Genomic DNA, 20,715 nt, shown 5'->3' with positions numbered 1-20,715 from the left:
GGAGCTGAGTACGACGTACGCGTTCAACACGAACAAAGAACTCACCGTGCAGCAGGCCTACCACTACCGGGTCGACGGCGGCCGGTTCGCCTACGTCGGCACGCTGCCCGCGTCCTGACGGCGGCGGGAGCGGGCGATGCGTGCGCTGCGGGCCGAGAACCCCGAGACACTCGGTGGGCACCGGCTGCTCACCCGGCTCGGAACCGGCGGCATGGGCACGGTCCATCTGGCCCGCGCCGCCGACGGGGCGGTCGTCGCCGTGAAGATGATCCGCGCCGAGTACGCAGCGGATCCCGCCTTCCGGGACCGCTTCCGCCGCGAGGTACGGCTGGCCACCGGGCTCACCGCCCGCTGGGTGGTACCGGTGACGGCCGCCGACACCGAGGCGCGCGAGCCCACGCGCTCGGGGGCGGCGCGGGAACCGAGCCGGGCCAGCAACGGGGACTTCCGGTTCCTGGGGCGATACGACCAGGTGGGATGAGCGGCAGCGCCGACTACGGCTCCCCCGCCGGCTCGTGCAACGACCGCAAGCCTCATGCGCCCGGGTCAGGAGCGCGTAACCGGCCGTCGCGGCGGCTCACCGGGGTGCCCGGGCTCTTCCGGGACCTCTGGAAGCCCCGCGAAGAACCGTCGTCATATCCGATTCGTCCCAGGGGCAGGGACGCGACCGTTCCTGGACCGGTGGGTGAGCGGGCGACCTATACTCGCCGGGTGAGCCAGCCCAGCAAGCGCCCGTCGACCAGCGAGGATGCCCGTCCCACCCCGGGCCGCAAGCGCAGCGAGGCATCACGGCTCGCCATCCTCTCCGCGACCCGCGAACTCGTCGGCGAGCAGGGCTACGAGAAGTTGTCGATCGGTGCGATCGCGGCGCGCGCGGGAGTGGGCAAGGACACCATCTACCGCTGGTGGCCCTCGAAGGGAATGGTCGTGGCGGACGCGGTGATGGAGGAGGCGCAGCCCTTCCACCTCGCCCCGCCGGCGCGCACCGGACCGGTGGGCGAGGACGTCCGCACCTGGGCGCACGCCCTCGCCCGGGACTTCGTCGACCCGGTCCGGGCCGACCGGATCCGGGCCGTCACCTCGGCGGCGAGCGAGGACCCGGCCACCGCGGAGCGGCTCTACGAGCGCTTCACCCAGGTGCAGCGGACCGGGTTCATCGACCGTCTGCGGGTGGCGGCCGAGGCCGGAGAGGTGCGCCCCGACGCGGACTTCGGCGCGGTCGCGGACGCGATCCTCGGCTCCCTCATGTACTGGGTGACCGCCCGTCGCGACGATCTGAGCATCGAGTCGGTGGACTCGCTCCTCGACGTGCTGCTGCGCGGCCTGCGGGCGGACCCGGCCACCGGTTCCTAGCCGGTCAGAAGCCCCGGTGCTCGGTCGCGAGGAAGACCACGCCCAGCCGGGCGGGCCTGTCCCCGTAGTTGTGCCACTCGTGGCGTGTGCCGTTCTGGACGAGGAAGTCGCCCTGTCCGAGCACGGTGCGGGCGCCGTCCAGGACGATCTCCACCTCCCCTTCGAGGACGACCACCAGATCCACCGAGGCGGTGAAGTGCATCGCGGTGTCATCGGTCCGCAGGACGGTACGGGAGGTCACGTCCGGGTCACCGGGCGGGAGCGGGCCCCCCTCCGGGTGGATCACACACTGGATGAGCCGGACACTGCCGGGGCCGGAGGCGTGCGACTCGATCGCCGACAGGCCGTCGTCCGGGAGCGAGGGCAGCGACTTGACACTCCACAGTTCGCGGGCCTCCCAACTGTCCGCGGCCAGGCCCGGTGTGGGTCCGACCCGGGTGTCGCGGGCGATGACGCCACGGTTGTCGGCGTCGTGGCCCGTGACGACGAGCCGAACCTCCGGCACGTTCCCCTTGTCCACCGCACTGTCCGTCATCGCGGGATCTCCTGTCGCATCTAGATGGTGGTCCAGCCGCCGTCGCTGGGCAGGATGACGCCGTTGACGTTGGGGGCGTCCTCGGAGAGCAGCCAGAGCAGCGGATGGACGACGACCTCGGGGGCGACCGAAGGGGTTCCGGCGGCGATGGCAGGTGCGGTCATCTCCTGGGCGTAGGAGGAGCGGAAGGCTGTGTCCATCCCCGTGTTGACCCCGCCGGGCGCGACGGCGTTCGCACGGATGCCGCGTCGGCCGTAGTAGAAGGCGACGGACTTCACGAAGCCGTTGAGGGCGTGCTTGGAGCTGGTGTAGGCGGCGCCGGAGAGCGAGGAGCGGAAACTCGCCTCGGAGGAGACGTAGACCAGCGCGCCCTCGCCGCGTTCCAGCATCTGCGGCAGCACGGCACGGGTCAGGCGCATGGGAACGGTGACGTTGAGGTCGAAGACCCGCTGCCACGTACGGTCGTCCATCTCGGTGGCCGGCAGCCAGCCGTCCGTGATCCCGGCGATGTTGGCCAGGCCGTCGATCCGGCCCTCGCCCGCGGCCACCACCGTGTCCACGACGGTCTGGTCGGTGAGGTCGCCGGGTACGGCGACGATCGCCCCGTCGCCGCGCGCCTCTGCGGCGAGGGAGTCCAGGTTCTCGGCCGAGATGTCGGCGGCGATCACCCGGGCGCCCTCGGCGACGAGGCGCAGCGCGGTGGCGCGCCCGATGCCGGCGCCGGCGCCGGTGACGAGGACGGTGCGATGGGCGAAGCGCTGTGCGCTGTCTTGCATGGTGGCGTCTTTTCTGTGCGGTTGTTCTCCGGCCGCCGGGAGACGGCCGTGGGAAGGTGAGGTCAGAAGGCGGTCGGATCGAAGCGACCGGTGGTGATCGCGGCCACGGCACCGCCGTCCACCAGCAGGTCCGTTCCGGTGACGAAGCTCGCGCCGAGCAGGAACTCCGCTGCCGCGGCGATCTCCTCGGCGGCTCCGGGGCGCTTGATCGCCGAGGCTTCGATCAGGCCCCGTACCAAACCCTTGTCGCCGCCCTCGAGTTCGGCGCGGCCCATCGGTGTGGAGATGACGCCCGGACTGATCGAGTTGAGCCGGATCCCTCGGTCGCCCCAGGCACCCGCTGCCGCCGCCTTGACCCGCAACTGCGCGGCGTGTTTGGCGAATTGGTACGCGATGCTGCCGTCGGCATAGCGTTCCGGGCTCAGCAGCGCGTGGCCGGCGAGGTCCTCGGCGGAGAGTTCGGACAGCGCGTGGACGTCCTCGGGCGACAGCGGCCCCGGGTAGAAGTGCCCGGCGTTGCTGGCGATGACGACGCCCGCACCGCCGGGGGCGATCACGTCCTTGAACTCGTCCAGCACCAGCGCCGGGCCGAGGACGTCCACGGCGAGGATCGCGGGGATGGGCGCCTGGGCCGGAGAGACGCCGGCGGTGTGGACGAGACGGGTGACCCTGCCGAGCTCCGCCGCGGCGTGCGCGAGTCCTGCCACCGACGTGCGGGAGGTGACGTCCACGCTCCGCGTGGTCACCTCGAACCCGTCGTCGCGCAGTTGCTCGGCGACCGGCTCGAGAGCGTCTTCCCTGGAGTCGGCGATCAGGAGTCGGTGACCGGCGCCGATCCTGCGCGCGACGGCGCGCCCCATCCCCCCGTTCCCGATGACGACGCTGACCTCGGTGTTCATGTGCGGCTCCTGGTGCGCCGGCCCGGCCGGCGAGGTTCACGATGCGGCTATTTCGATTCGAGTCGACCCGTTTGGAAACGTACTCCGGAGACGTCATGGACGCAAGACCGCCAGATCCGCCGAGCGGCGACCACAGCACCGGCATCGCCCACCCGAACCGACGGCCGACGCGCACAGTTGCGTCTTCCGGTTCCGCCGGCCTGACGTCGCCCCGTTCCGTGCGTGACGTGTATGGCCCTCCGGGGCGTCTCCCAGCCTGGTCGGCGGCGAGTTCTCCTGCCCGACGACGCCCGCCCCGCTCATCACCGCAGGCACCGCTTACCTGGGCTCCGACCGTGCTTTCGCGAACAGACGCGCCGGGAAGTGGGCGCCGCCCTCATGGCTTCTGCAACGTGAGCCGACTCCGGTCGGCGGCAGGTGCCGATCCACTCAGCGATCTTCCGGGCCTGATCTGGCCGTGAAGTTCGGCCCCGTCCAGACCGTGCGGCATGCTGATCCGACATGCCGGGGCCGACGCGGGCGCCTGGCAACGGGGCGGGGAGGATCGCGTTGATCGTCTGGGTGAACGGTGCGTTCGGCAGCGGGAAGACCACGCTGGTGGACGAGTTGCGTCCACGCTGGCCCGAGGCGCTGGTCTACGACCCGGAGATGGTCGGCTATGTGCTGCGGGAGATCGTGGAGGTGCCGACCGGCGACTTCCAGGACCTGCGGCTGTGGCGTCGGCAGGTCGCCGATCTGGCGGTGGGACTGGTCGAGGAGTATCGCCGTCCGGTCCTGGTCCCCATGACGTTGGTCAATCCGGGTTACGTCCGTGAGATCTTCGGTGCGTTGAAGGATGCGGGCATCGACGTCCGCCACTTCTTCCTGAAGGTCTCCCGAGAGGTTCTGGAGAAGCGGATCGACGGCCGGAGCTTCACCCCGGACAACCCTGAGCAGGACGAGAGGGTTCGGCGCTGGTGCAAGGAAAGGATCGCGCGGTGCATGGCCGCGGCCGACACCTTGCCCAGTGACACGGTGTTCCTGGACGGCGAGTCGGCCCCGCAGGAGTTGGCCGACCAGGTGCTGGCCCGGGTCCGAGGCGGCGGAACCTCCGGGGTGTGACCGGGCCGTGGCGGCCGCGGTCAGCCGCTGTCCTGCTGGGCCTTGCGCTGCCAGCCGGCGCGAACGTGATCCCGGCGCGCTTCAGGACGGCGCCCACCTGTCTGGTCGCCGCCCCGATGGCCTGGCTGCGGTCCGGCAGGAGTGCTCGGCGAGCCCGTCATGAAGGAATTCATCTGCTGATCCCGGCACCGCGCCGAGGGACCGGTTCGTCTGGGGATCCGCCGCGCCTCCGGTCGTTGACGGTGTCCGAGCGGCCGGCGCCTTCGCGCGGGGAACGTCGGCGGCTCATCCGAACGGGTGCCGAGGCCCTGCCGCGCGGGTGTTTCACAGCGGCGGGGCGCCCACCCCGCGCCTCCCGGGCAAGGGATGGCCAGAGTGCGAGGCACCCGGTCCCGAGGAGGGCGTTACGTGAGGTCAGTGCGATGCGCGCGAAGCGCCGCAGGCGCCGCATGAGCGGGAGGGGACCGGACGAGGGCGAGGAAGGCCGGGGCGGGGAACGGTTCGCGGACGCGGTGGACGCCCGGCTGCCCGTTCACGACGGGGCCGGCCGGCTGCTGCGCAAGGCCTTCCCCGACCACTGGTCGTTCCTGCTGGGTGAGATCGCCCTCTACAGCCTGATCCTGCTGGTGCTCACCGGCGTGTGGCTGACGTTCTTCTTCAAGCCCGAGATGCGGGAGGTGGTCTACGAGGGCCCCTACGAACCCCTGCGCGGGACGCTGATGTCCGGCGCGTTCGACTCGACCCTGCACATCAGCTTCGAGGTGCGCGGCGGCCTGCTGATGCGCCAGACCCACCACTGGGCCGCGCTGGTCTTCGTCGCCGCGATCGGCGTGCACCTGCTGCGGGTCTTCCTCACCGGAGCCTTCCGCCGACCGCGCGAGATGAACTGGGCCATCGGCGTCACCCTCTTCTCGCTCTCCCTCGCCGAGGGCTTCGCCGGCTACTCGCTCCCGGACGACCTGCTCTCCGGCACCGGTCTGCGGATCGCCCAGGGCATCATGCTGTCGATCCCGGTCGTCGGGACGTACCTCGCGATGTTCGTGTTCGGCTCCGAGTTTCCCGGCCACGACATCGTTCCCCTGCTCTACAGCCTGCACATCCTGCTGCTGCCGGGCGCGCTGATCGCCCTGGTCACCGTGCACCTGATCCTGGTCTTCCACCTGAAGCACACCCAGTGGCGCGGCCCCGGACACACGAACGAGAACGTGACCGGCAAGCCACTCTGTCCCCAGTTCGCGGCCTCCTCGACCGGTCTGTCCCTCGCCGTCTCCGGACTGCTGGTGGTACTCGCCGGTGTCGCGCAGATCAACCCGGTGTGGGTGTACGGCCCCTACCGGCCGGACCAGGTGTCGACCGGCTCCCAACCGGACTGGTACGTCGGCTTCCTCGAAGGCTCGCTGCGCCTCGTCCCACCCTGGGAGACGAATCTCGCCGGGCACACCCTCATGTGGAACGTCCTGCTGCCGGCCGTCGTGCTGCCCGCGCTGTTCTTCCTCGTCCTGTACGCCTACCCCTTCGTCGAGCAACGGCTCACCGGCGAGGACAGCCAGGAGCAGCACTTCAGCGACCGGCCACGCGAACGGCCCGTGCGTACCGGCCTCGGTGCGGCGGGCGTCACCTTCTACGCCGTGCTGCTGCTGGCCGGCGGCAACGACGTCATCGCCCAGAGCTTCCGGATCTCGGTGAACGCCCTGACCTGGATCTTCCGGGTCGCCCTGATCGTGGCCCCGGTCGCCGCCTTCTTCGTGACCCGCACGGTGTGCCGCGCGCTGCTGCACACGGAACAGCAACTGCTGACCGAGGGCGAGGAGACGGGGGAGGTACGGCAGACCCTGTCCGGCGGCTACGAGAGCGGCCACCGCCCGGTCACGTCGTTCCGGCCGGGTGCCCCGCGCAGGCCGCTCAGTCCTCCTGACCGGCCCCCCGGCTCGCGTACTGGAACACCAGCCCGGCAACACCCCGAGCCAGAACGCCGAAGCCGATGAGGAACAGCCACAGACCGAACACCACCCCCACCGCCGCGACGGCGAACCCGAACGCGGTGACGATCGGCCAGGGGCTGTGCGGCGGGAAGAACTCCAGCGGCCCGGCGGAGTCCGCCACCTCCGCGTCCCTGCAGTCCTGCGGGCGCGGGCCGCGCCGGACGTACTGGGCGGCGCAGAAGAACGACACCAGCGCGGCCATCCCGAAGGCCACGATCAGCGCCGCCGTACCGGCCGGATCGGCGTCGGACCACACGCCGTAGAGCGCGGCGGCCGCACCGAAGAAGACGGCCACCCCGCCGAAGAGCAGTGCCTCGACCTTCACCGGCGCCCCTCCTGCTCCGCCTGCCGCACGATCCCCGGATGGTGCAGGTCGAACGCCGGGGACTCCGACCGCACCCGGGGCAGCGCCACGAAGTTGTGCCGGGGCGGCGGGCAGGAGGTGGCCCACTCAAGGCTGCGTCCGTATCCCCAGGGGTCGTCCTCCTCGACCTGCCGCCCACCCTGGCCCGTACGCCAGACGTTGTAGAGGAACGGCAGCGTGGAGATCCCGAGCAGGAACGCGCCCGCCGAGGACAGGGTGTTGAGCAGCGTGAACCCGTCCGCCGGCAGATAGTCGGCGATCCGTCTCGGCATCCCCGCCTCGCCGAGCCAGTGCTGCACCAGGAACGTCAGCTGGAACCCCGGGAAGAGCAGCCAGAAGTGCACCTTGCCCAGCCGTTCGTCGAGCATCTTCCCGGTGAACTTCGGCCACCAGAAGTAGAACCCTGCGAACATCGCGAACACGACCGTGCCGAACAGCACATAGTGCAGATGCGCCACCACGAAGTACGAGTCGGTGACGTGGAAGTCGAGCGGTGGCGACGCGAGGAGCACCCCGCTCAAGCCGCCCAGCAGGAACGACACCAGAAAGCCCACCGACCACAGCATCGGGGTCTCGAACGAGAGCGAACCCCGGTGCATCGTCCCGATCCAGGCGAAGAACTTGATTCCGGTCGGCACCGCGATCAGGAACGACATCACCGAGAAGAACGGCAGCAGCACCGCCCCGGTCGCGAACATGTGGTGCGCCCACACCACCGCGGACAACATGGTGATGGAGGTCGTGGCCCCGATCATCGGCAGATAGCCGAAGAGCGGCTTGCGCGAGAACACCGGGATGATCTCCGAGACGATCCCGAAGAACGGCAGCGCCACGATGTACACCTCGGGATGCCCGAAGAACCAGAACAGGTGCTGCCACAGCAACGCACCGCCGTCGTGCGCGTCGAAGACGTGCGAGCCGAACTTCCGGTCGCACTCCAGCGCCAGCAGCGCGGCCGTGAGCACCGGGAACGCCGGCAGCACCAGGATCGACGTGAACAGCACGTTCCAGGTGAACATCGGCATCCGGAACATGGTCAGGCCCGGCGCACGCAGACACACGATCGTCGTGACGAAGTTGACCGCGCCCAGCGTGGTCGACACGCCGGTGACCACCAGCCCCATCACCCACAGGTCGGCGCCCGCGCCCGGCGAGTAGTACGCGCTGTTGAGCGGCGCGTACGCGAACCACCCGAACGACGCCGCGCCCCCAGGCACCAGAAACCCGGAGACCACCATCAGCCCGCCGAACAGGTACATCCAGTACGACAGCGCGTTCAGCCGCGGGAACGCCACGTCCGGGGCGCCGATCTGCAACGGCATCACCGCGTTCGCGAACCCGGCGAACATCGGGGTCGCGAACAGCAGCATCATGATCGTGCCGTGGATGGTGAAAAGCTGGTTGTAGACATCCTTGCTCACCAGCTGGAGTCCAGGACGGACGAGTTCGGCACGCATGCCGAGGGCGAGCAGACCGGCGAGGAGGAAGAAGCAGAACGCCGTCACCATGTACAGCCGACCGATCACCTTGTGGTCGGTGGTGGTGGCCCAGCCCAGCAGTGTGCGTCCGAGCGGCGCCGGTGCGGCGGAGGAACCGGCCTTCTCGCCGACCCGCCGCGACAGTTCGGTCATGGTCCTCCTCAGCCGGGCCGAGCGCGGGAAGCGCCTCGCGGGCGCTCTGCCCGCCACCCGGGAGACCGCCGGCTCCCGCGGAGGGGCGAGGCTCACCGGTGTGGCCGATACGCGGTGTCTGTCCGCTCCGCGGCGACGCTACCGGTGACCAGGCGCGGGCCACGTCAGCCACGCCCCTTCGGCCTGGGATTCGCTGCCGGGTGGCGGGTGGTCGGCGCCCGTCCGCGGTCTGCTCGTGGCGGTCACACCGGTGGCCGCCGTACGTATGGGAATCAGCGTCCGGCGCGGGGGAGGCAACTGCGCCAGGTGACTCGACCACCAGCCCTTCCGCATCCCCCGGCACACGCACGGTGATGGGCCGGCCGGTTCGTTGATCCCGGAACGACACAGGCACCCGACCGGGTGGACCTCGTCCGAGGCGGCACCGGGCCCGTCCCGGCGGGGAACCACTGACAGCTGGGCGGGACCTACCCGGCCCAGGCAGCACCGGCGAGACGAGAGGCGGATGGACGATGGGACATGGCGGAGACGCGCTTGCGGAACTGATGACCGACCACCGGGAGGTCGAGGAGATGTTCGCCCGGATCCAGGGGATGCCGGGCGGCGGGCAGGAACTCCGTGATCTCGTGGACGAGGTCACCATCGAACTGGTACGGCACTCGGTCGCCGAGGAGGAGTACCTGTATCCGGCGGTACGTGAGCACATCGAGGGCGGCGACCGGATCGCGGACAAGGAGATCACGGATCACGGCCGGATCGAGAAGCTCCTCAAGCAGCTGGAGAAGACGGACACCGACGATCCCCGGATGAGCCCGCTGCTGCAGCAGCTCATGGACGAGGTCGCCGCTCACGTCCAGGACGAGGAGGACAACCTCTTCCCGATGCTGCGGCAGGCTTGTTCCCCCGAAGCGCTGAACAAGCTCGGGGACAAGATCCGCCGGGCCAAGTCCCTGGCCCCGACCCGCCCGCACCCCTCCGCCCCGAACACCCCGCCCGCGAACAAGCTCCTCGCTCCGGGCGCCGGCCTGGTGGACCGGGCCCGCGACTTCGTCACCGGCCGCGGCAGGTCCTGACCGCCGCTGAGGCAGGCTGTTCCTGGGCCGGGACCGCACACGTCCGGTCCCGGCCCGCGACGCGGACACCGGGCACCCTGTGACGCGGCTCATTCCCTCCTCGGGTCCGGCTGCCTACGCTGTTGGGTCACGAAGCGGTGCAGCGTGGCTCCGCGAAACAGCTCGCGGGACCGATCTGCCGGACACAGGCGAGCACGTTCCCGAGGGACCCACCGCCGTGACCGACGATCTCACTCCTGTCATAGCCGCCTCCACCCGCTGGCTCCTGGCCGCCTATCCCGCCCCCGGGGGCGCGCTCAGCCAGGCGCTGGCCGAGGCCCAGGCCCGGCAGGCCGTCACCCTCGCCGCCACCCTGCGTTACCCGACGAGCCTCGATGTGCAACTGCTCCACCTGCTCGGACCCGGCGGATCCGAGCGCCTGGACCACCTCACCGGATGCGATCCACAGCCCGCCGACACCGCGTGGCGCACCTGGATCGACGAAACCGTCGTCAGCTGGGCGGCCTGCCTCCTGGCCGACCCCGGCCTGGCCACCCGCGCCGCCCGCCGGCCTCTCGCCGTGAGCGAGCACCACACCGTGGGCGGCCTGCGGCGGCTGACCGACCCCGGGAAGCGGGACACCGAAGCCGCGCCTCTGCTGCGCCATCCGGACCTGCTCGAGAACATCGCCGGCCTGCACCGGCCCCAGCTCATGGAACTCCTCAGCGCCGACCGCGCGGAACTTCCTTGATCTCAGCGCCCGAGAGCCTGTCGCTCCACCTGAGTATCGACGAGCCGCCCACGCGCCGCTGAGAGCGCCCTGGACAACCGGCCGGGCCCTCGTTCACCCGGACCAGCCGTCCGCGAATCGGGAGCGACGCCTGCCGCTGCCGACCGGAGCCGGCCCCAGTCCGTGGCTCCTCGACGGCACCGGACTCCTCGTTCGCAAGCGGATCAGCCGATCCTGCACATGCCCCGCTCAGAATTACGCTGGAAAGGCGGGACAAGCTCGGTGCGAGCCGCCCAGAACCTCCCGGGAATCCGGTTCGTTGAGCCGTTCGGCCTGCTCTCCCCATAATCAGAAGGACTCGTCGTGAGCGGTGACATCCCAGTGGACGACAGCTGTATCAGCATCTTCCAGGAGCTGAGAAGCAGGCGGGACATCAACACTGTGATCTACCGGCTCAGCGACAAACTGGAGACCGTCATCCCCGACTTCAAGGGGAACCTGACACACGACGAACTGCTGAAGGCTTTGCCGGCCGATGAGCCCCGGTACGTTGTCCACCATCTGCTCTTCGCAACAGCCGACGGGACCCGGCAGGAGAAGGTCGTGCTGATTTCTTGGTGCCCGGCGGGGACGAAAGCCGAGGAGACGATCGCGCACTCCTCCGGCTACGGCACACTCCGGAGCCTGCTCGACCGTGTCCAGGTCTACGTGCGGGCCACGAACCTGTCCGACGTCGAGTACGAGGCGCTCGTGTCCCGGGCCTCTTGACCCACCCCTTCTCCTCGGCGGTGGCGGGTGGCCGCGTGGGGTGAAACGGGTGTCCGCCGCCCGCTTGCGCGTACTACGGGAGCACATTGCTTCCGGGCTGCCACCCGGAAGCCCGGCGCCCCGCTCGCCGAGCGCCTCTCCGTCGACCATCCCGCTGTGCGACGCATGAGCGCCGAGCAGCCGTGATCCAGAGGCTCACATCCGAGCCGTCGCGGGGCTTCTCGAGGGCATGACAAATCAGCCGTGAACGGGCGAACCAGTCACGGACTACGACACCGGTCGGCATGGCCGACCCGGACGACACGTTTGTTCGAGCCCGATCGGTGCACACGATGAACTGACACAGCCCCTTATCCGAGGAAGCGGAGACGCACCATGGGCATCATCGCGTGGATCATCATCGGCCTGCTCGCCGGCGCCATCGCCAAGGCCCTGATGCCGGGCAAGGACCCCGGCGGCATCATCGTCACCATGCTCATCGGCATCGTCGGCGGTCTGCTGGGCGGCTGGCTCGGCAAGGTGATCTTCGGCGTCGACTCCATCGACGGGTTCTTCGACCTGTCCACCTGGATCGCGGCGATCGTCGGCTCCCTCATCCTGCTCTTCCTCTACCGCCTCGTCACCGGCAACCGGCGCTCGCACCGCCACGCATGACCCGCTGAAGGCATACGACCACGCCACCTGAACGGCTCCCTCCCCGGCTCACGGGACGGGAGCCGTCGGCGTGCACGGCAACCCCCGCGGGTCGGCGGACGGAGCGGCCTGACTCCGCCCGACGTGAGGGGCGGCTGTTGCCTCGCGCAACGGCGCGGAGCGTCCGGCGCACATCGGTGCCGGGATGCCGTACTCCACCAGCCCTGCGTAGCCGCACCGGCGGCGGGTACGCGCGGATCCCCGATCCGGGCATCCCCGGGTCCGAGGACCCGCCCGGGTGACACCCCCGCGCGCCTGCACCGGTCATCCCGTCGGTGACCAAGGAGGTCTTCGCGCCGGCCGACGCCGTACCGGGCTGGTTACAGCAGGTCCGCGACGATGCGGGCCACCGGGCGGGACGTCTGTCGCCGCTCAGTCCCCGATCCGTACCAGCCCACTCTCGTAAGCGAAGATCACCGCGTGGATACGGTCCCGGAGGCCGAGTTTGGTCAGGATCCGGCCGAGGTGGGTCTTGACGGTCGTCTCGCCGACGAAGAGGCGGTCCGCGATCTCGCCGTTGGCCAGTCCCCGGGCGACCAGGGCGAGGACTTCTCGTTCTCGCTCGGTGAGAGCCGCCAGGCGGCGCTGGGCGGGCGCGGACGCGGGGGCGTGCAGGACGAAGCGTTCGACCAGGCGCCGGGTCAGCGACGGCGCCACCATCACCTCGCCCCGCAGTACCGCGCGGACGGTCACCAGGATCTCCTCGGCGGGGGCGTCCTTGACGAGGCGCTGTCGGCCATCCGGCGCGACTCGCGGCTGACCGTGGTGGAGGGTTCGGCCGCCGAGCTGGCCGCCGCGGTGGGCGAACCGGTCGACGCGGTGGTCTCCGGGCTGCCGTGGACGGTCATGCCGCGGCAACGGCGCGGGCGCATCCTGGACGCCGTGACCGAAGTGCTCGTGCCTGGCGGCCGGTTCACCACCTTCGCGTACCTGCACGCGGCCCGGACTCCGCCCGCCCGTCACTTCACCGCCGAACTGGCCTGCCGCTTCGACCGGTTGGAACGCTCGCCCGTGGTGTGGGCGAACCTCCCGCCGGCTTTCGTACATCGGGCCACCCGGAACCCGTCACCATGAGCGGGCCGATGGTGGACCACTTCCCCCGTCCGGCAACGAGGCAGCCCGGGGACGGAAGAAGACGTGCGCAGATGTGACTGGTCGACCCGCCCCATCGAGCCGGTCATGCCGTGACGGACGAGAGCGGTGACAAACTTCCTGTCTGCTGCGGCCCCTTCGCTTGCCAAAGGCGCTCCACCAGCCGTTGTCCCGGCAGATCCGCCAGGCGGTCCGCTCGGCCATCGGCTCACCGGCAGCGCGGGCCTCGTCGAGAAGGAACCGGTGGCCAGACTCGGGGTCGTTGCGAAACCGCCGACCAGCGCTCAGCGCGTCGGACGGTAGGTCGCGATGATCACTCCGCTGCTGGTCGGCCGGGCGCTCACCAGCTGCAACTTCTTCAGGGTGGCGTCGTCGGCGAACAGCTTCTTGCGGCCCTCGCCGGCCACCACCGGGTGGATCAGCAGGACGAGTTCGTCCAGCAGGTCCTGCTCCAGCAGCGAACGCACCAGCGTCGGGCTGCCGGCGACGGTGATGTCCTTGCCCTCGCCCGCCCTGAGCTCTTCGATCGCGGCCACCAGATCGCCGTTGATGAGCGTGCTGTTCGCCCAGTCCTCGACACTGTCCAGCGTGGAGGAGACGACGTACTTGGGCGAATCGTTGATCCACTTGGCGAAACCGGCATCCTCGCCGCTGGTCACCGTCGGCCAGTACCCGGCCCACTCGGTGAAGGTCACCCGGCCCAGCAGAATCGTGTCGGCCGTCTCCAGCGTCTCCCCCAGCGCCGCGCCCATCTCCTCGTCGAAAGCGAACTGCCACTCGTTGGGTGACTGGGCGACACCGTCGAGCGAGACGAACAGGCCCGAGACGACCTTGCGCATGATTCCTCCGCGATGAGTTCGGGACCGTCCGCCGGTCCAGGCCGGGACAGTCCTCTGGCCAGGACGAGCCGACCCCGTCGGCTACGCCAGCAAGACTATGCGGGCATCGAAGCCGAGGGCTTGTACAGAAGCGACAGGGGCTCCGCCCTGTCCGGAGCGCTCAGCTGGGTGGCGGTCCGGCCGATGTACCGGGTCAGGGACCGCGCCAGGTGCGGCTGGTCGAAGTAGCCCAGCCGGTGCACGACGTCCTGGGCCGGCGCACCCTCCTGGATCAGTACCGCCGCCTCGCGGGCGCGGTGGATCTGCCGGATGGAGCCCCGGGTGAGGCCCGTCGCCGCGACAAAGCGCCGCTGGAGGGTGCGTGGGGAGACGTCGGGGGTGGCACCGTCGAGCACGGCGGCCACGATCGGGTCACAGTCCACGATGCCCTCACGCATCATGCGCCGTACGAACGCCTCCGCGTTGTCGTAGTCGGGCGGATGCCAAGCGGAGCCCTTCAGCCAGACGGAGCGCCGTGTCACGTCGGGTATCTCCGCGCTACCGCCCACAAGCCGGCTGATCGGGATGTGCGGCATCGAGGTGCCGAGGGCAAAGCTGATGCCGAAGAACGTGGCGTCCTCGGGGACGGGAGCCAGGCAGGCCTTGGGCTCCGGGCCCAGTACGGCCGCCTGGACCTGACCGTGGTGCTCCCAGAAGACGAGCTCACAGTGCGATGACGCGATCGACGTCATCCGGCCCACGTCATCGCTGCGGCTGCGCCACACCCGCTCGACGTACGGCAGCTCCGACGGCCGGCTCTCGATCTCCAGACCCAACCGGACCACCCCCGTTCACCGCTGCCCGCGCCGCCAGTGTGTCACGTCGTCCGGACGGTCAGAGCGCGTCCGAGATGCGCGTAGAGGCCGGCGCGGCTCGGCATGAACGCGGCCAGTGGCCCGATGCCCGCAAGGCGCGTGCGGAAGCCCGGCCACGCTCACACGTCGATGAGGACCTTGCCCACCGCTCCCTCCTCGACCGCGGTGTGCGCGTCCGCGGTGCGTTCCAGCGGGAAGCGGTGCAGCGGCAGGCCCGCCTCCTCGCCCACGCGCAGCGCCCCGTCGGCGAGGGCGGCGGTGATGGCGGCGACGGCATCCCGCTTGGCCTCGGCCGGCATGGTGTAGACGAGCACGCCCTGGAAGCGCAGGTTGCCGAAGAAGGCCCAGCGGGGCAGTGTCACCTCGGCGCCGTCGTCGTAGTACGCGATGGCGGCGTTCTGAGCGGCCACCGAGACGTCGAGCTCCGAGTTCGCCGCCATGGCGACCTCCACGACGATGTCGACACCGTCCGGGGCCACCCGGCGGATCGCCGCCGCCGCGTCCTGGGCCTTGTAGTCGACGACGTGGTGTGCACCGGCGGCCTCGGCCAGACGCGCCTTGAACGGGCTGCTGACGGTGGTCACCACGGTCGCCCCCGCCCAGCGCGCCAGCTGGATCGCCATGTTGCCGACCGCGCCCGCACCACCGGCGACCAGCACGGTACGGCCGCGGAGCGCGCCGGGGCCGAGCCGGGCCGGGCCGCCGTCCCGCACGGTGAGGGCGCGGTGGGCCGTCATCGCGGGGATGGCGATGCTCGCGCCGAGGTCGAGGGAGGCGTTCTCGGGCAGCGGTACGGCCTGTTCCTCGGGGAGCACCACGTACTCCTGCGCCGTGCCGTCCGGGCGTTGCCAGGCGGCCTCCCAGATCCAGACGCGCTGACCGGTCCTTCCCGGGGCGACACCCTCCCCGACCGCGTCGATCAGTCCGGCGCCGTCCTGGTTGGGCACCTGCTCGCCCTCGTCCTGCGGCCCGGCCGTGCGCACCTTCCAGTCCGTCGGGTTCACCCCGGACACCTCGACCCGTACCCGTACCTCGCCCGGTCCCGGCTCCGGCAGGGGACGCTCGGTCAGGCGCAGCACCTCAGGGCCGCCGCCTTCCTTGTACACGATGGCTTTCATGATCTCCACAAGGTCCGGCCGAGCCGGTTTCTTCCCGGCCCGCCTCAGGCGAGGTCACGGGGAGGTTCAACGCGATGGTGTCATCGAGGACGCGGTCAGCAGGGGCGCTGCGCCTCGTGCGGCCGGCGATGGAGAAATTCCTCGTGATCAGGGATGAACAACTGCTCGCCGGTGCGGATGGCCTGGGCCATCGGAGCTGCTCGTCCAGCGACAGTCGATGCTGGGCATCGGCCCCACATGAGGAGCCCGCCATCCGAGGCGACGAGGAGGTGGTCGTCGTCGACGAGCGCGAGCGCCGCACCGATACCGCCGAAGGTCGCGGCGAGCCGGGTCAGAACGACCTGTCGCAGTTCCTGCTCGGTGGTGGTGATGAGGGCGGAGGAGAATTCGGCGATCTCGTCGGCACGGTGGGCGCCCACTCCCTGGTAGCCGGCGTCGGCAGGAATCCCCACAGCCGGTCCATTGGCCAACAGCTCGACCAGTCCCACCTGCCAGGCACGGGTGATGTCCGCGCGGCTCGCCGGTTCGGCTGGACCGCAGAACAGCGTCCGACTTCGATGCTTGCTTGCGTTGGCAAGTATGTTAGGTTACCGAACGGGTGAGCCGCCAGGCCTCAGCGAGGAGGTCCTCTGGCGCGCTCCGCAATGGGTGATGATCACGCTTCCGCGCCTGCTCGACGAACCCGCACGGCGGACGGGGCGGCAGTGCCGGCCAGGGCGTGCCCATCAGGCACACATCCGTGTCCGTTCAGAGATGCGAAGGAAGACCACATGGAGTTCGGAATCTTCGGTGTCGGTGACCTGACGCCTGACCCGGTGTCGGGCACGCGCGTGTCGGAGTACGAGCGCATCAAGGCCATCACGCGAATCGCCGTCCATGCCGAGCAGGCGGGATTCGATGTGTTCGCGATAGGCGAGCACCACAACCCGCCGTTCGTGTCCGGTTCGGACTCGACTCTCCTGGCATACGTGGCCGCACGGACCTCGCGCATCACCTTGTCGACGGCGACGACGTTGATCACCACCAATGACCCGGTGAAGATCGCCGAGGACTTCGCGATGCTCCAGCATCTGGCCGACGGGCGCGTGGACATCATGCTCGGACGCGGCAACACCGCGGAGGTGTACCCATGGTTCGGCCAGGACATCCGTGAGGGCATACCTCTGGCGATCGAGAACTACGGGCTGCTGCGGAAGCTGTGGGACGAGGAAGTCGTCGACTGGTCAGGACGTTTCCGCACGCCGCTGCATAACTTCACCTCCGTTCCGCGCCCACTGGACGGGAAGCCGCCGGCGGTGTGGCACGGTTCGATCCGCAGCCCGGAGATCGCCGAGCAGGCCGCGCGCTACGGCGACGGCTTCTTCGTCAACAACCTCTTCATGACCACGGAGTACTTCGCCAAGTACGTGGATTACTACCGCGAGCGGTGGGAGGCCCATGGCCGCAGCCCGGAGACGTCCATCGTCGGAGCGGGCGCCACCTTGTACGTCCGTCCCAACTCCCAGGACGCGTTCCGCGAATACGCGCCCTACTACTACGCCCACCCCGTCCTCTCCAGCAGCGGGCCACTGGAGGACGCCGCGGTGGCCACCGGGGCGACGGTAGGAAGTCCCGCACAGGTCGTCGACAAGATCCTCTCGTTCCGGGAGCACTTCGGCACCTACCAGCGCCAGCTGTTCGGGATGGACCAGGGGGGACTGCCCGAGACGACCGTCCACGAGATGATCGACCTCGTCGGAGCCGAGGTCCTGCCCGTGCTGCGACGGGAGACCGACGATGCGGGCCGGCAAGCATCCGGGTCCGCGAATTCCACCGGCAGCGGCGACGAATGGCCGGCGACCCGATGAAGTAGGCCACGTGACCTGATTCGCCTGTCAAGATGCGCCTACGCCTGAGGCGCGTTCCATGTTGAACGTGTTTGCCGTCTCCGGCGCTGGACCGGGCCTGGGCAAGGATTGCCCCCGGCCCGGGCACCCGGCCACGGGCTCGCGCTGCGCAGATCTCCCGGCGCGGGGGGCATCGCCCCAGGTTTCGAGCGTCAGGACGCGTCGAGCAGGTTCGTGATGGGTGTACGCGGCGGAGGAACCGGCCGTCCACGTGCACCACGCGGCGGCCGCTGAGCTCGGCCTGCCGGGCGGCGTAGCGCAGCAGCGAGGTCTTGCCGATGCCGCCGGGACCGTGCAGGTAGGCCACGGGACAACGCTCCGTCGTCCACGAGCCAAACGGCCCAGAACTCCTCCGCACCCGCATCCTCGGCGGAGCCGTCAACGAGTACCGATACGCCGCATGATCTGCGGCGATGAGTATTCGAGCCCCCAGCGTCGTTGCCGGGTGTTCTCAGTCGGTCAGTGTGGAGGCGAGTTCCGTGGTGACCCGGACGAGTTCGGCGTCCGGTTCGATGAGCAGTCGCTGGATGGTGCCGCGGTTGGCGCGCACGGCTTGGCGGGCTTCGCGTTCCCACCCCACGTAGTTGTCGCGACGGTGCAGCAGTTTTGGGTAGGCGGCGGCCGTCTTCTCCCACTGCCTGGCGTCGGCGATGTTCTTCAGCAGTTGGACGATCTGCACGCGGCAGGTGACGTGGGGGAGCCGGGCGAGTTCCCACAGGAACGGGACCGTGGCGGCGGTTGCCTGTTCCACGACGAAGCCGTACTGGCAGATGCGCTCCCGCAATTCGCTGATCGCGGTCCGTGCCGTAGCCGTGTCACCCCAGGCGATGCTGTTGAGCAGCAACGGGATGGCTGTGGCAGGGCCGCGGGAGTCCTTGATCTCGTGCCAGGGCACCTGCCCCACGTTCTTGAGTGGCGTTGCCATTTCCGCTCCCGATACAGACGTCGGATGCTGGGGGCTTGTCGGTTCCGTCGAATCGGCGCGCATCATGCCCGGCCTTCTCACGGCAGTCGCGTCAGGGCCGGGGGGAGATCGGCAGCAGGGCCCAGACGGTCTTGCCCGCCGGGGAATGCCGTACCCATCCCCAGTCCTCGGACACGGCCTCGACGATGCACAGGCCGCGGCCGTTCTCCTCCAACGAGTCGGTGGCACGGGGGTATACGGGCGGGCGGTCGCTCGGGTCGGTGACGGCGCACATCAGGTGGTCGGCTTCGAGACAGAGCGCCAGCCACACATCGGCCTCGCCGTCCGGGGCCTGGGGTACGGCGTGCGTTACCGCGTTGGCGGCCAGTTCGGCGACGACGACGACGGCGTCGTCGCTCAAGTGGTCGAGCGACCAGTGGCACAGGGTGCGTTGGGTGAAGGTCCGCGCCTGCGCGAAGCCCTGCCTGCTGCCGGTGATGGGCACGGCAGCGGAGCTGGGCGCACCGCCCAGCGACTCAGGCTCCCGGCGGACCCCGTGACTCAGGGAGCCGGGGGGCGCCGTGTTGGCGAGTGCACCGGTCCCAGCGGTCCAACCTGCCCATGGCACGGACCTGCCGGGAATGCGAGGCGCTTGGTGCACAGGTAATGACACGGCGTCTCCCTGATACGACGTCAGGACAGGGGCGTCGGCACTGCTGTTGACGCCACGGCTATTATCCACTCCGGCAGCATCGTTGTGCAATTTCACGGGAAATTGCGCGAAGGATGGCCGAGCGCAGGAGTGTGGGGCGCGGTGCCGCCCCGGCCCGAGCGGGCGGTCGCGTACACGCGCGGCAGAACGTCAGAAGGAGAGTGCGGTGCCATCAGTGTCAAACGGAGTGCAGGCGAGTTCATTGGCTGTCTGCTGGATCAAAAGCCGGCACAGCAATGCCGAGGGCAACTGCGTCGAGGTGGCCCCCCTGGGCGACGGAGGTATCGCCATTCGCAACTCCCGTGACCCCGACGGACCCGCCCTTGTCTACACACCGGCGGAACTGGCCGCCTTCCTGGCCGGCGCGAAGGAAGGGGAGTTCGACCACCTGGTGTGAAGCGGAGGTGGGCATCTCCACTTCGGCCAACACATCCGGCAGGGGCCGACGGGATGCGATAATGACGTGTGTCTTCTGCCGGTCGACAGGGAGTCAGGATGTCCGCCGAGCCACCGCGCGCCTCCCGCCTCGAACCCTATCTGAGCCGGACCGAGCCCGCCCCCACTCTGCTGAAGATGCTGGTGGGCGTGCAACTGGCGGGCATCCGCGAGGATGCCGGCTTCGCGCAGGAACAGGCGGCGCGCGCCCTGGGGTTCAGTCCGGCGAAGCTGTCGCGCATCGAGGCGGGCAAGGGCCGCAGGCCACCCACGGAAAGCGACGTCCGTGCGCTGCTCGAGCTGTACAAGGCCGACGACTACGAGGCGTCGGTCCTGCTCAAGCTGCTGCAGCGCGCCGGTGAGCCGGGATGGTGGCAGCGCTACGACAAGCGGCTGATGCCCGAGTGGTTCGACCGGCTGGTCGGACTACAGGAGGCGGCCGCCGCCATCCGCACCTTCGAAATCCAGTACGTGCCGGGTCTGCTGCAGACGCCGGCCTACACCCGAGCCGTGGTGGAGCGCGGGCTACCGACGGCTCCGGCCGGCGAGGTGCAGCGCCGTGTGGAGCTGCGCATGCGCCGACGGGAGCTACTGCATCGCTCGGACGCCCCTCAACTGTGGGCGATCATCGACGAGTCGGTCCTGCTGCGTGTCCTGGGCAGCCGTGAGGTGATGCGCGAACAGCTGGCGTACCTCGTCAAGATGGCCGGGCTGCCCCATGTGACCGTGCAGATCGTGCCGCTGGACCTGACGAACGCCTCCGCGCCGGCCATCCCCGTCACCTACCTGCGCTTCGGCGGACTCGATCTGCCCGACATCGTCTACCTGGAGCACATAAAGAGCGCGAACTTCCTGGAGGACCGCGACGAGACGGAGGAATACCGGGTGGCCCTGGACCGGCTGGCCGACGAGGCCCTCAACCCTCGCGAGTCCCTGGCCCTGCTGCGCGACACGCTGGAACAGCGCTACCCCGCCCCGTGACGCCGCGTCA

At 69.8% G+C, this 20,715-nt stretch carries 23 protein-coding genes and 1 pseudogene; 12 read left to right on the top strand and 12 right to left on the bottom strand.

Annotated features, from left to right (window positions below; all coding sequences use genetic code 11):
- The first annotated feature begins 136 nt into the window (after positions 1–136).
- Both ACZ5K7_RS25665 and ACZ5K7_RS25660 read left to right on the top strand, forming a co-directional pair.
- Positions 137–481: a hypothetical protein gene (locus tag ACZ5K7_RS25665; RefSeq protein WP_468916518.1), complete on the top strand. Its 345-nt coding sequence runs from the start codon at positions 137–139 to the stop codon at positions 479–481.
- A 230-nt stretch (positions 482–711) separates the two neighbouring features.
- Positions 712–1,353, top strand: a complete 642-nt coding sequence (locus ACZ5K7_RS25660; protein WP_351699239.1) for a TetR/AcrR family transcriptional regulator — start codon at positions 712–714, stop codon at positions 1,351–1,353.
- 4 nt (positions 1,354–1,357) lie between these two features.
- Here the strand turns inward: ACZ5K7_RS25660 and ACZ5K7_RS25655 are convergent, their stop codons facing one another.
- The 3 genes from ACZ5K7_RS25655 to ACZ5K7_RS25645 form a co-directional block, all read right to left on the bottom strand.
- A complete protein-coding gene (locus ACZ5K7_RS25655) occupies positions 1,358–1,888 on the bottom strand; it encodes a cupin domain-containing protein (protein ID WP_468916515.1) in 531 nt (176 codons plus the stop codon).
- A 20-nt stretch (positions 1,889–1,908) separates the two neighbouring features.
- Entirely contained in the window at positions 1,909–2,664 is a 756-nt protein-coding gene (locus tag ACZ5K7_RS25650; RefSeq protein ID WP_468916512.1) for an SDR family NAD(P)-dependent oxidoreductase, read from the bottom strand.
- A 62-nt stretch (positions 2,665–2,726) separates the two neighbouring features.
- Positions 2,727–3,563 (bottom strand): SDR family oxidoreductase, encoded by an 837-nt coding sequence (locus ACZ5K7_RS25645; RefSeq protein ID WP_468916509.1) that lies wholly within the window; start codon positions 3,561–3,563, stop codon positions 2,727–2,729.
- Positions 3,564–4,112: 549 nt separating this feature from the next.
- On the opposite strand from ACZ5K7_RS25645, the gene ACZ5K7_RS25640 reads away from it, so the two are divergent.
- Both ACZ5K7_RS25640 and qcrB read left to right on the top strand, forming a co-directional pair.
- A complete protein-coding gene (locus tag ACZ5K7_RS25640; RefSeq protein ID WP_468916506.1) occupies positions 4,113–4,664 on the top strand; it encodes an AAA family ATPase in 552 nt (183 codons plus the stop codon).
- A gap of 422 nt (positions 4,665–5,086) precedes the next feature.
- A complete protein-coding gene (gene qcrB, locus ACZ5K7_RS25635) occupies positions 5,087–6,649 on the top strand; it encodes a cytochrome bc1 complex cytochrome b subunit (protein ID WP_468916504.1) in 1,563 nt (520 codons plus the stop codon).
- On the opposite strand, the gene ctaF is transcribed toward qcrB, so the two are convergent.
- Both ctaF and ctaD read right to left on the bottom strand, forming a co-directional pair.
- Positions 6,567–6,971 carry an aa3-type cytochrome oxidase subunit IV gene (gene ctaF, locus ACZ5K7_RS25630; RefSeq protein WP_468916501.1) on the bottom strand — a complete coding sequence of 135 codons (405 nt, stop codon included), beginning with the start codon at positions 6,969–6,971 and terminating at the stop codon, positions 6,567–6,569. The genes qcrB and ctaF overlap by 83 nt on opposite strands.
- On the bottom strand, positions 6,968–8,641 hold the full coding sequence (ctaD, locus tag ACZ5K7_RS25625; RefSeq protein WP_468916498.1) for an aa3-type cytochrome oxidase subunit I: 1,674 nt from the start codon (positions 8,639–8,641) through the stop codon (positions 6,968–6,970). Before ctaD ends, ctaF begins: the two co-directional genes overlap by 4 nt.
- A gap of 512 nt (positions 8,642–9,153) precedes the next feature.
- On the opposite strand from ctaD, the gene ACZ5K7_RS25620 reads away from it, so the two are divergent.
- From ACZ5K7_RS25620 to ACZ5K7_RS25605, 4 genes are all read left to right on the top strand, one after another.
- Positions 9,154–9,714 (top strand): hemerythrin domain-containing protein, encoded by a 561-nt coding sequence (locus tag ACZ5K7_RS25620; RefSeq protein ID WP_351699226.1) that lies wholly within the window; start codon positions 9,154–9,156, stop codon positions 9,712–9,714.
- A gap of 217 nt (positions 9,715–9,931) precedes the next feature.
- Positions 9,932–10,444 (top strand): hypothetical protein, encoded by a 513-nt coding sequence (locus tag ACZ5K7_RS25615; protein ID WP_468916494.1) that lies wholly within the window; start codon positions 9,932–9,934, stop codon positions 10,442–10,444.
- 342 nt (positions 10,445–10,786) lie between these two features.
- Positions 10,787–11,191, top strand: coding sequence for an actin-binding ADF family protein (locus tag ACZ5K7_RS25610; RefSeq protein ID WP_351699222.1), 405 nt, complete (start codon positions 10,787–10,789; stop codon positions 11,189–11,191).
- A gap of 375 nt (positions 11,192–11,566) precedes the next feature.
- A complete protein-coding gene (locus tag ACZ5K7_RS25605; protein WP_351699221.1) occupies positions 11,567–11,845 on the top strand; it encodes a GlsB/YeaQ/YmgE family stress response membrane protein in 279 nt (92 codons plus the stop codon).
- A gap of 411 nt (positions 11,846–12,256) precedes the next feature.
- Here the strand turns inward: ACZ5K7_RS25605 and ACZ5K7_RS25600 are convergent.
- A pseudogene (locus ACZ5K7_RS25600) lies at positions 12,257–12,610 on the bottom strand (response regulator transcription factor); the annotation flags it as partial.
- 36 nt (positions 12,611–12,646) lie between these two features.
- Between ACZ5K7_RS25600 and ACZ5K7_RS25595 the strand changes: the two are divergent.
- A complete protein-coding gene (locus ACZ5K7_RS25595; RefSeq protein ID WP_468916587.1) occupies positions 12,647–12,958 on the top strand; it encodes a hypothetical protein in 312 nt (103 codons plus the stop codon).
- Positions 12,959–13,260: 302 nt separating this feature from the next.
- On the opposite strand, the gene ACZ5K7_RS25590 is transcribed toward ACZ5K7_RS25595, so the two are convergent.
- From ACZ5K7_RS25590 to ACZ5K7_RS25575, 4 genes are all read right to left on the bottom strand, one after another.
- Positions 13,261–13,815 carry a dihydrofolate reductase family protein gene (locus ACZ5K7_RS25590; RefSeq protein ID WP_468916490.1) on the bottom strand — a complete coding sequence of 185 codons (555 nt, stop codon included), beginning with the start codon at positions 13,813–13,815 and terminating at the stop codon, positions 13,261–13,263.
- A 95-nt stretch (positions 13,816–13,910) separates the two neighbouring features.
- Positions 13,911–14,639: a helix-turn-helix domain-containing protein gene (locus tag ACZ5K7_RS25585; protein ID WP_468916487.1), complete on the bottom strand. Its 729-nt coding sequence runs from the start codon at positions 14,637–14,639 to the stop codon at positions 13,911–13,913.
- A gap of 149 nt (positions 14,640–14,788) precedes the next feature.
- The gene (locus ACZ5K7_RS25580) at positions 14,789–15,787 is read right to left on the bottom strand and encodes an NADPH:quinone reductase (protein ID WP_468916483.1); all 999 of its coding nucleotides are present in this window, start codon (positions 15,785–15,787) and stop codon (positions 14,789–14,791) included.
- A 95-nt stretch (positions 15,788–15,882) separates the two neighbouring features.
- Positions 15,883–16,275 carry a hypothetical protein gene (locus ACZ5K7_RS25575; protein WP_468916480.1) on the bottom strand — a complete coding sequence of 131 codons (393 nt, stop codon included), beginning with the start codon at positions 16,273–16,275 and terminating at the stop codon, positions 15,883–15,885.
- A gap of 282 nt (positions 16,276–16,557) precedes the next feature.
- On the opposite strand from ACZ5K7_RS25575, the gene ACZ5K7_RS25570 reads away from it, so the two are divergent.
- Complete coding sequence (locus ACZ5K7_RS25570) at positions 16,558–17,634, top strand: CE1758 family FMN-dependent luciferase-like monooxygenase (RefSeq protein WP_468916477.1); 1,077 nt, start codon at positions 16,558–16,560, stop codon at positions 17,632–17,634.
- Positions 17,635–18,124: 490 nt separating this feature from the next.
- Here the strand turns inward: ACZ5K7_RS25570 and ACZ5K7_RS25565 are convergent, their stop codons facing one another.
- Together ACZ5K7_RS25565 and ACZ5K7_RS25560 are read right to left on the bottom strand one after the other, a co-directional pair.
- Positions 18,125–18,661: a hypothetical protein gene (locus ACZ5K7_RS25565; RefSeq protein WP_468916579.1), complete on the bottom strand. Its 537-nt coding sequence runs from the start codon at positions 18,659–18,661 to the stop codon at positions 18,125–18,127.
- Positions 18,662–18,689: 28 nt separating this feature from the next.
- Positions 18,690–19,082, bottom strand: a complete 393-nt coding sequence (locus ACZ5K7_RS25560; protein WP_468916475.1) for an ATP-binding protein — start codon at positions 19,080–19,082, stop codon at positions 18,690–18,692.
- A gap of 373 nt (positions 19,083–19,455) precedes the next feature.
- Between ACZ5K7_RS25560 and ACZ5K7_RS25555 the strand changes: the two genes are divergently transcribed.
- On the top strand, positions 19,456–19,686 hold the full coding sequence (locus tag ACZ5K7_RS25555; protein WP_468916472.1) for a DUF397 domain-containing protein: 231 nt from the start codon (positions 19,456–19,458) through the stop codon (positions 19,684–19,686).
- A gap of 98 nt (positions 19,687–19,784) precedes the next feature.
- Entirely contained in the window at positions 19,785–20,705 is a 921-nt protein-coding gene (locus tag ACZ5K7_RS25550; protein WP_351699202.1) for a helix-turn-helix domain-containing protein, read from the top strand.
- The last annotated feature ends 10 nt before the right edge of the window (positions 20,706–20,715 follow it).

Source organism: Streptomyces sp. NPDC031497, assembly GCF_055580905.1.
The sequence above is the reverse complement of the archived record's forward strand: the minus strand, read 5'-3'. Positions and strand labels throughout refer to the sequence as shown.

What these genes read in the sequence shown, in the direction of transcription:
- ACZ5K7_RS25665 (WP_468916518.1), top strand. Translation starts at nt 137, where the DNA reads ATGCGTGCGCTGCGGGCCGAGAACCCCGAGACACTCGGTGGGCACCGG.
- ACZ5K7_RS25655 (WP_468916515.1), bottom strand. Translation starts at nt 1,888, where the DNA reads ATGACGGACAGTGCGGTGGACAAGGGGAACGTGCCGGAGGTTCGGCTC.
- ACZ5K7_RS25650 (WP_468916512.1), bottom strand. Translation starts at nt 2,664, where the DNA reads ATGCAAGACAGCGCACAGCGCTTCGCCCATCGCACCGTCCTCGTCACC.
- ACZ5K7_RS25605 (WP_351699221.1), top strand. Translation starts at nt 11,567, where the DNA reads ATGGGCATCATCGCGTGGATCATCATCGGCCTGCTCGCCGGCGCCATC.
- ACZ5K7_RS25580 (WP_468916483.1), bottom strand. Translation starts at nt 15,787, where the DNA reads ATGAAAGCCATCGTGTACAAGGAAGGCGGCGGCCCTGAGGTGCTGCGC.
- ACZ5K7_RS25645 (WP_468916509.1), bottom strand. Translation starts at nt 3,563, where the DNA reads ATGAACACCGAGGTCAGCGTCGTCATCGGGAACGGGGGGATGGGGCGC.
- qcrB (WP_468916504.1), top strand. Translation starts at nt 5,087, where the DNA reads ATGCGCGCGAAGCGCCGCAGGCGCCGCATGAGCGGGAGGGGACCGGAC.
- ACZ5K7_RS25565 (WP_468916579.1), bottom strand. Translation starts at nt 18,661, where the DNA reads ATGCGCGCCGATTCGACGGAACCGACAAGCCCCCAGCATCCGACGTCT.
- ACZ5K7_RS25570 (WP_468916477.1), top strand. Translation starts at nt 16,558, where the DNA reads ATGGAGTTCGGAATCTTCGGTGTCGGTGACCTGACGCCTGACCCGGTG.
- ACZ5K7_RS25590 (WP_468916490.1), bottom strand. Translation starts at nt 13,815, where the DNA reads ATGCGCAAGGTCGTCTCGGGCCTGTTCGTCTCGCTCGACGGTGTCGCC.
- ACZ5K7_RS25550 (WP_351699202.1), top strand. Translation starts at nt 19,785, where the DNA reads ATGTCCGCCGAGCCACCGCGCGCCTCCCGCCTCGAACCCTATCTGAGC.
- ACZ5K7_RS25620 (WP_351699226.1), top strand. Translation starts at nt 9,154, where the DNA reads ATGGGACATGGCGGAGACGCGCTTGCGGAACTGATGACCGACCACCGG.
- ctaD (WP_468916498.1), bottom strand. Translation starts at nt 8,641, where the DNA reads ATGACCGAACTGTCGCGGCGGGTCGGCGAGAAGGCCGGTTCCTCCGCC.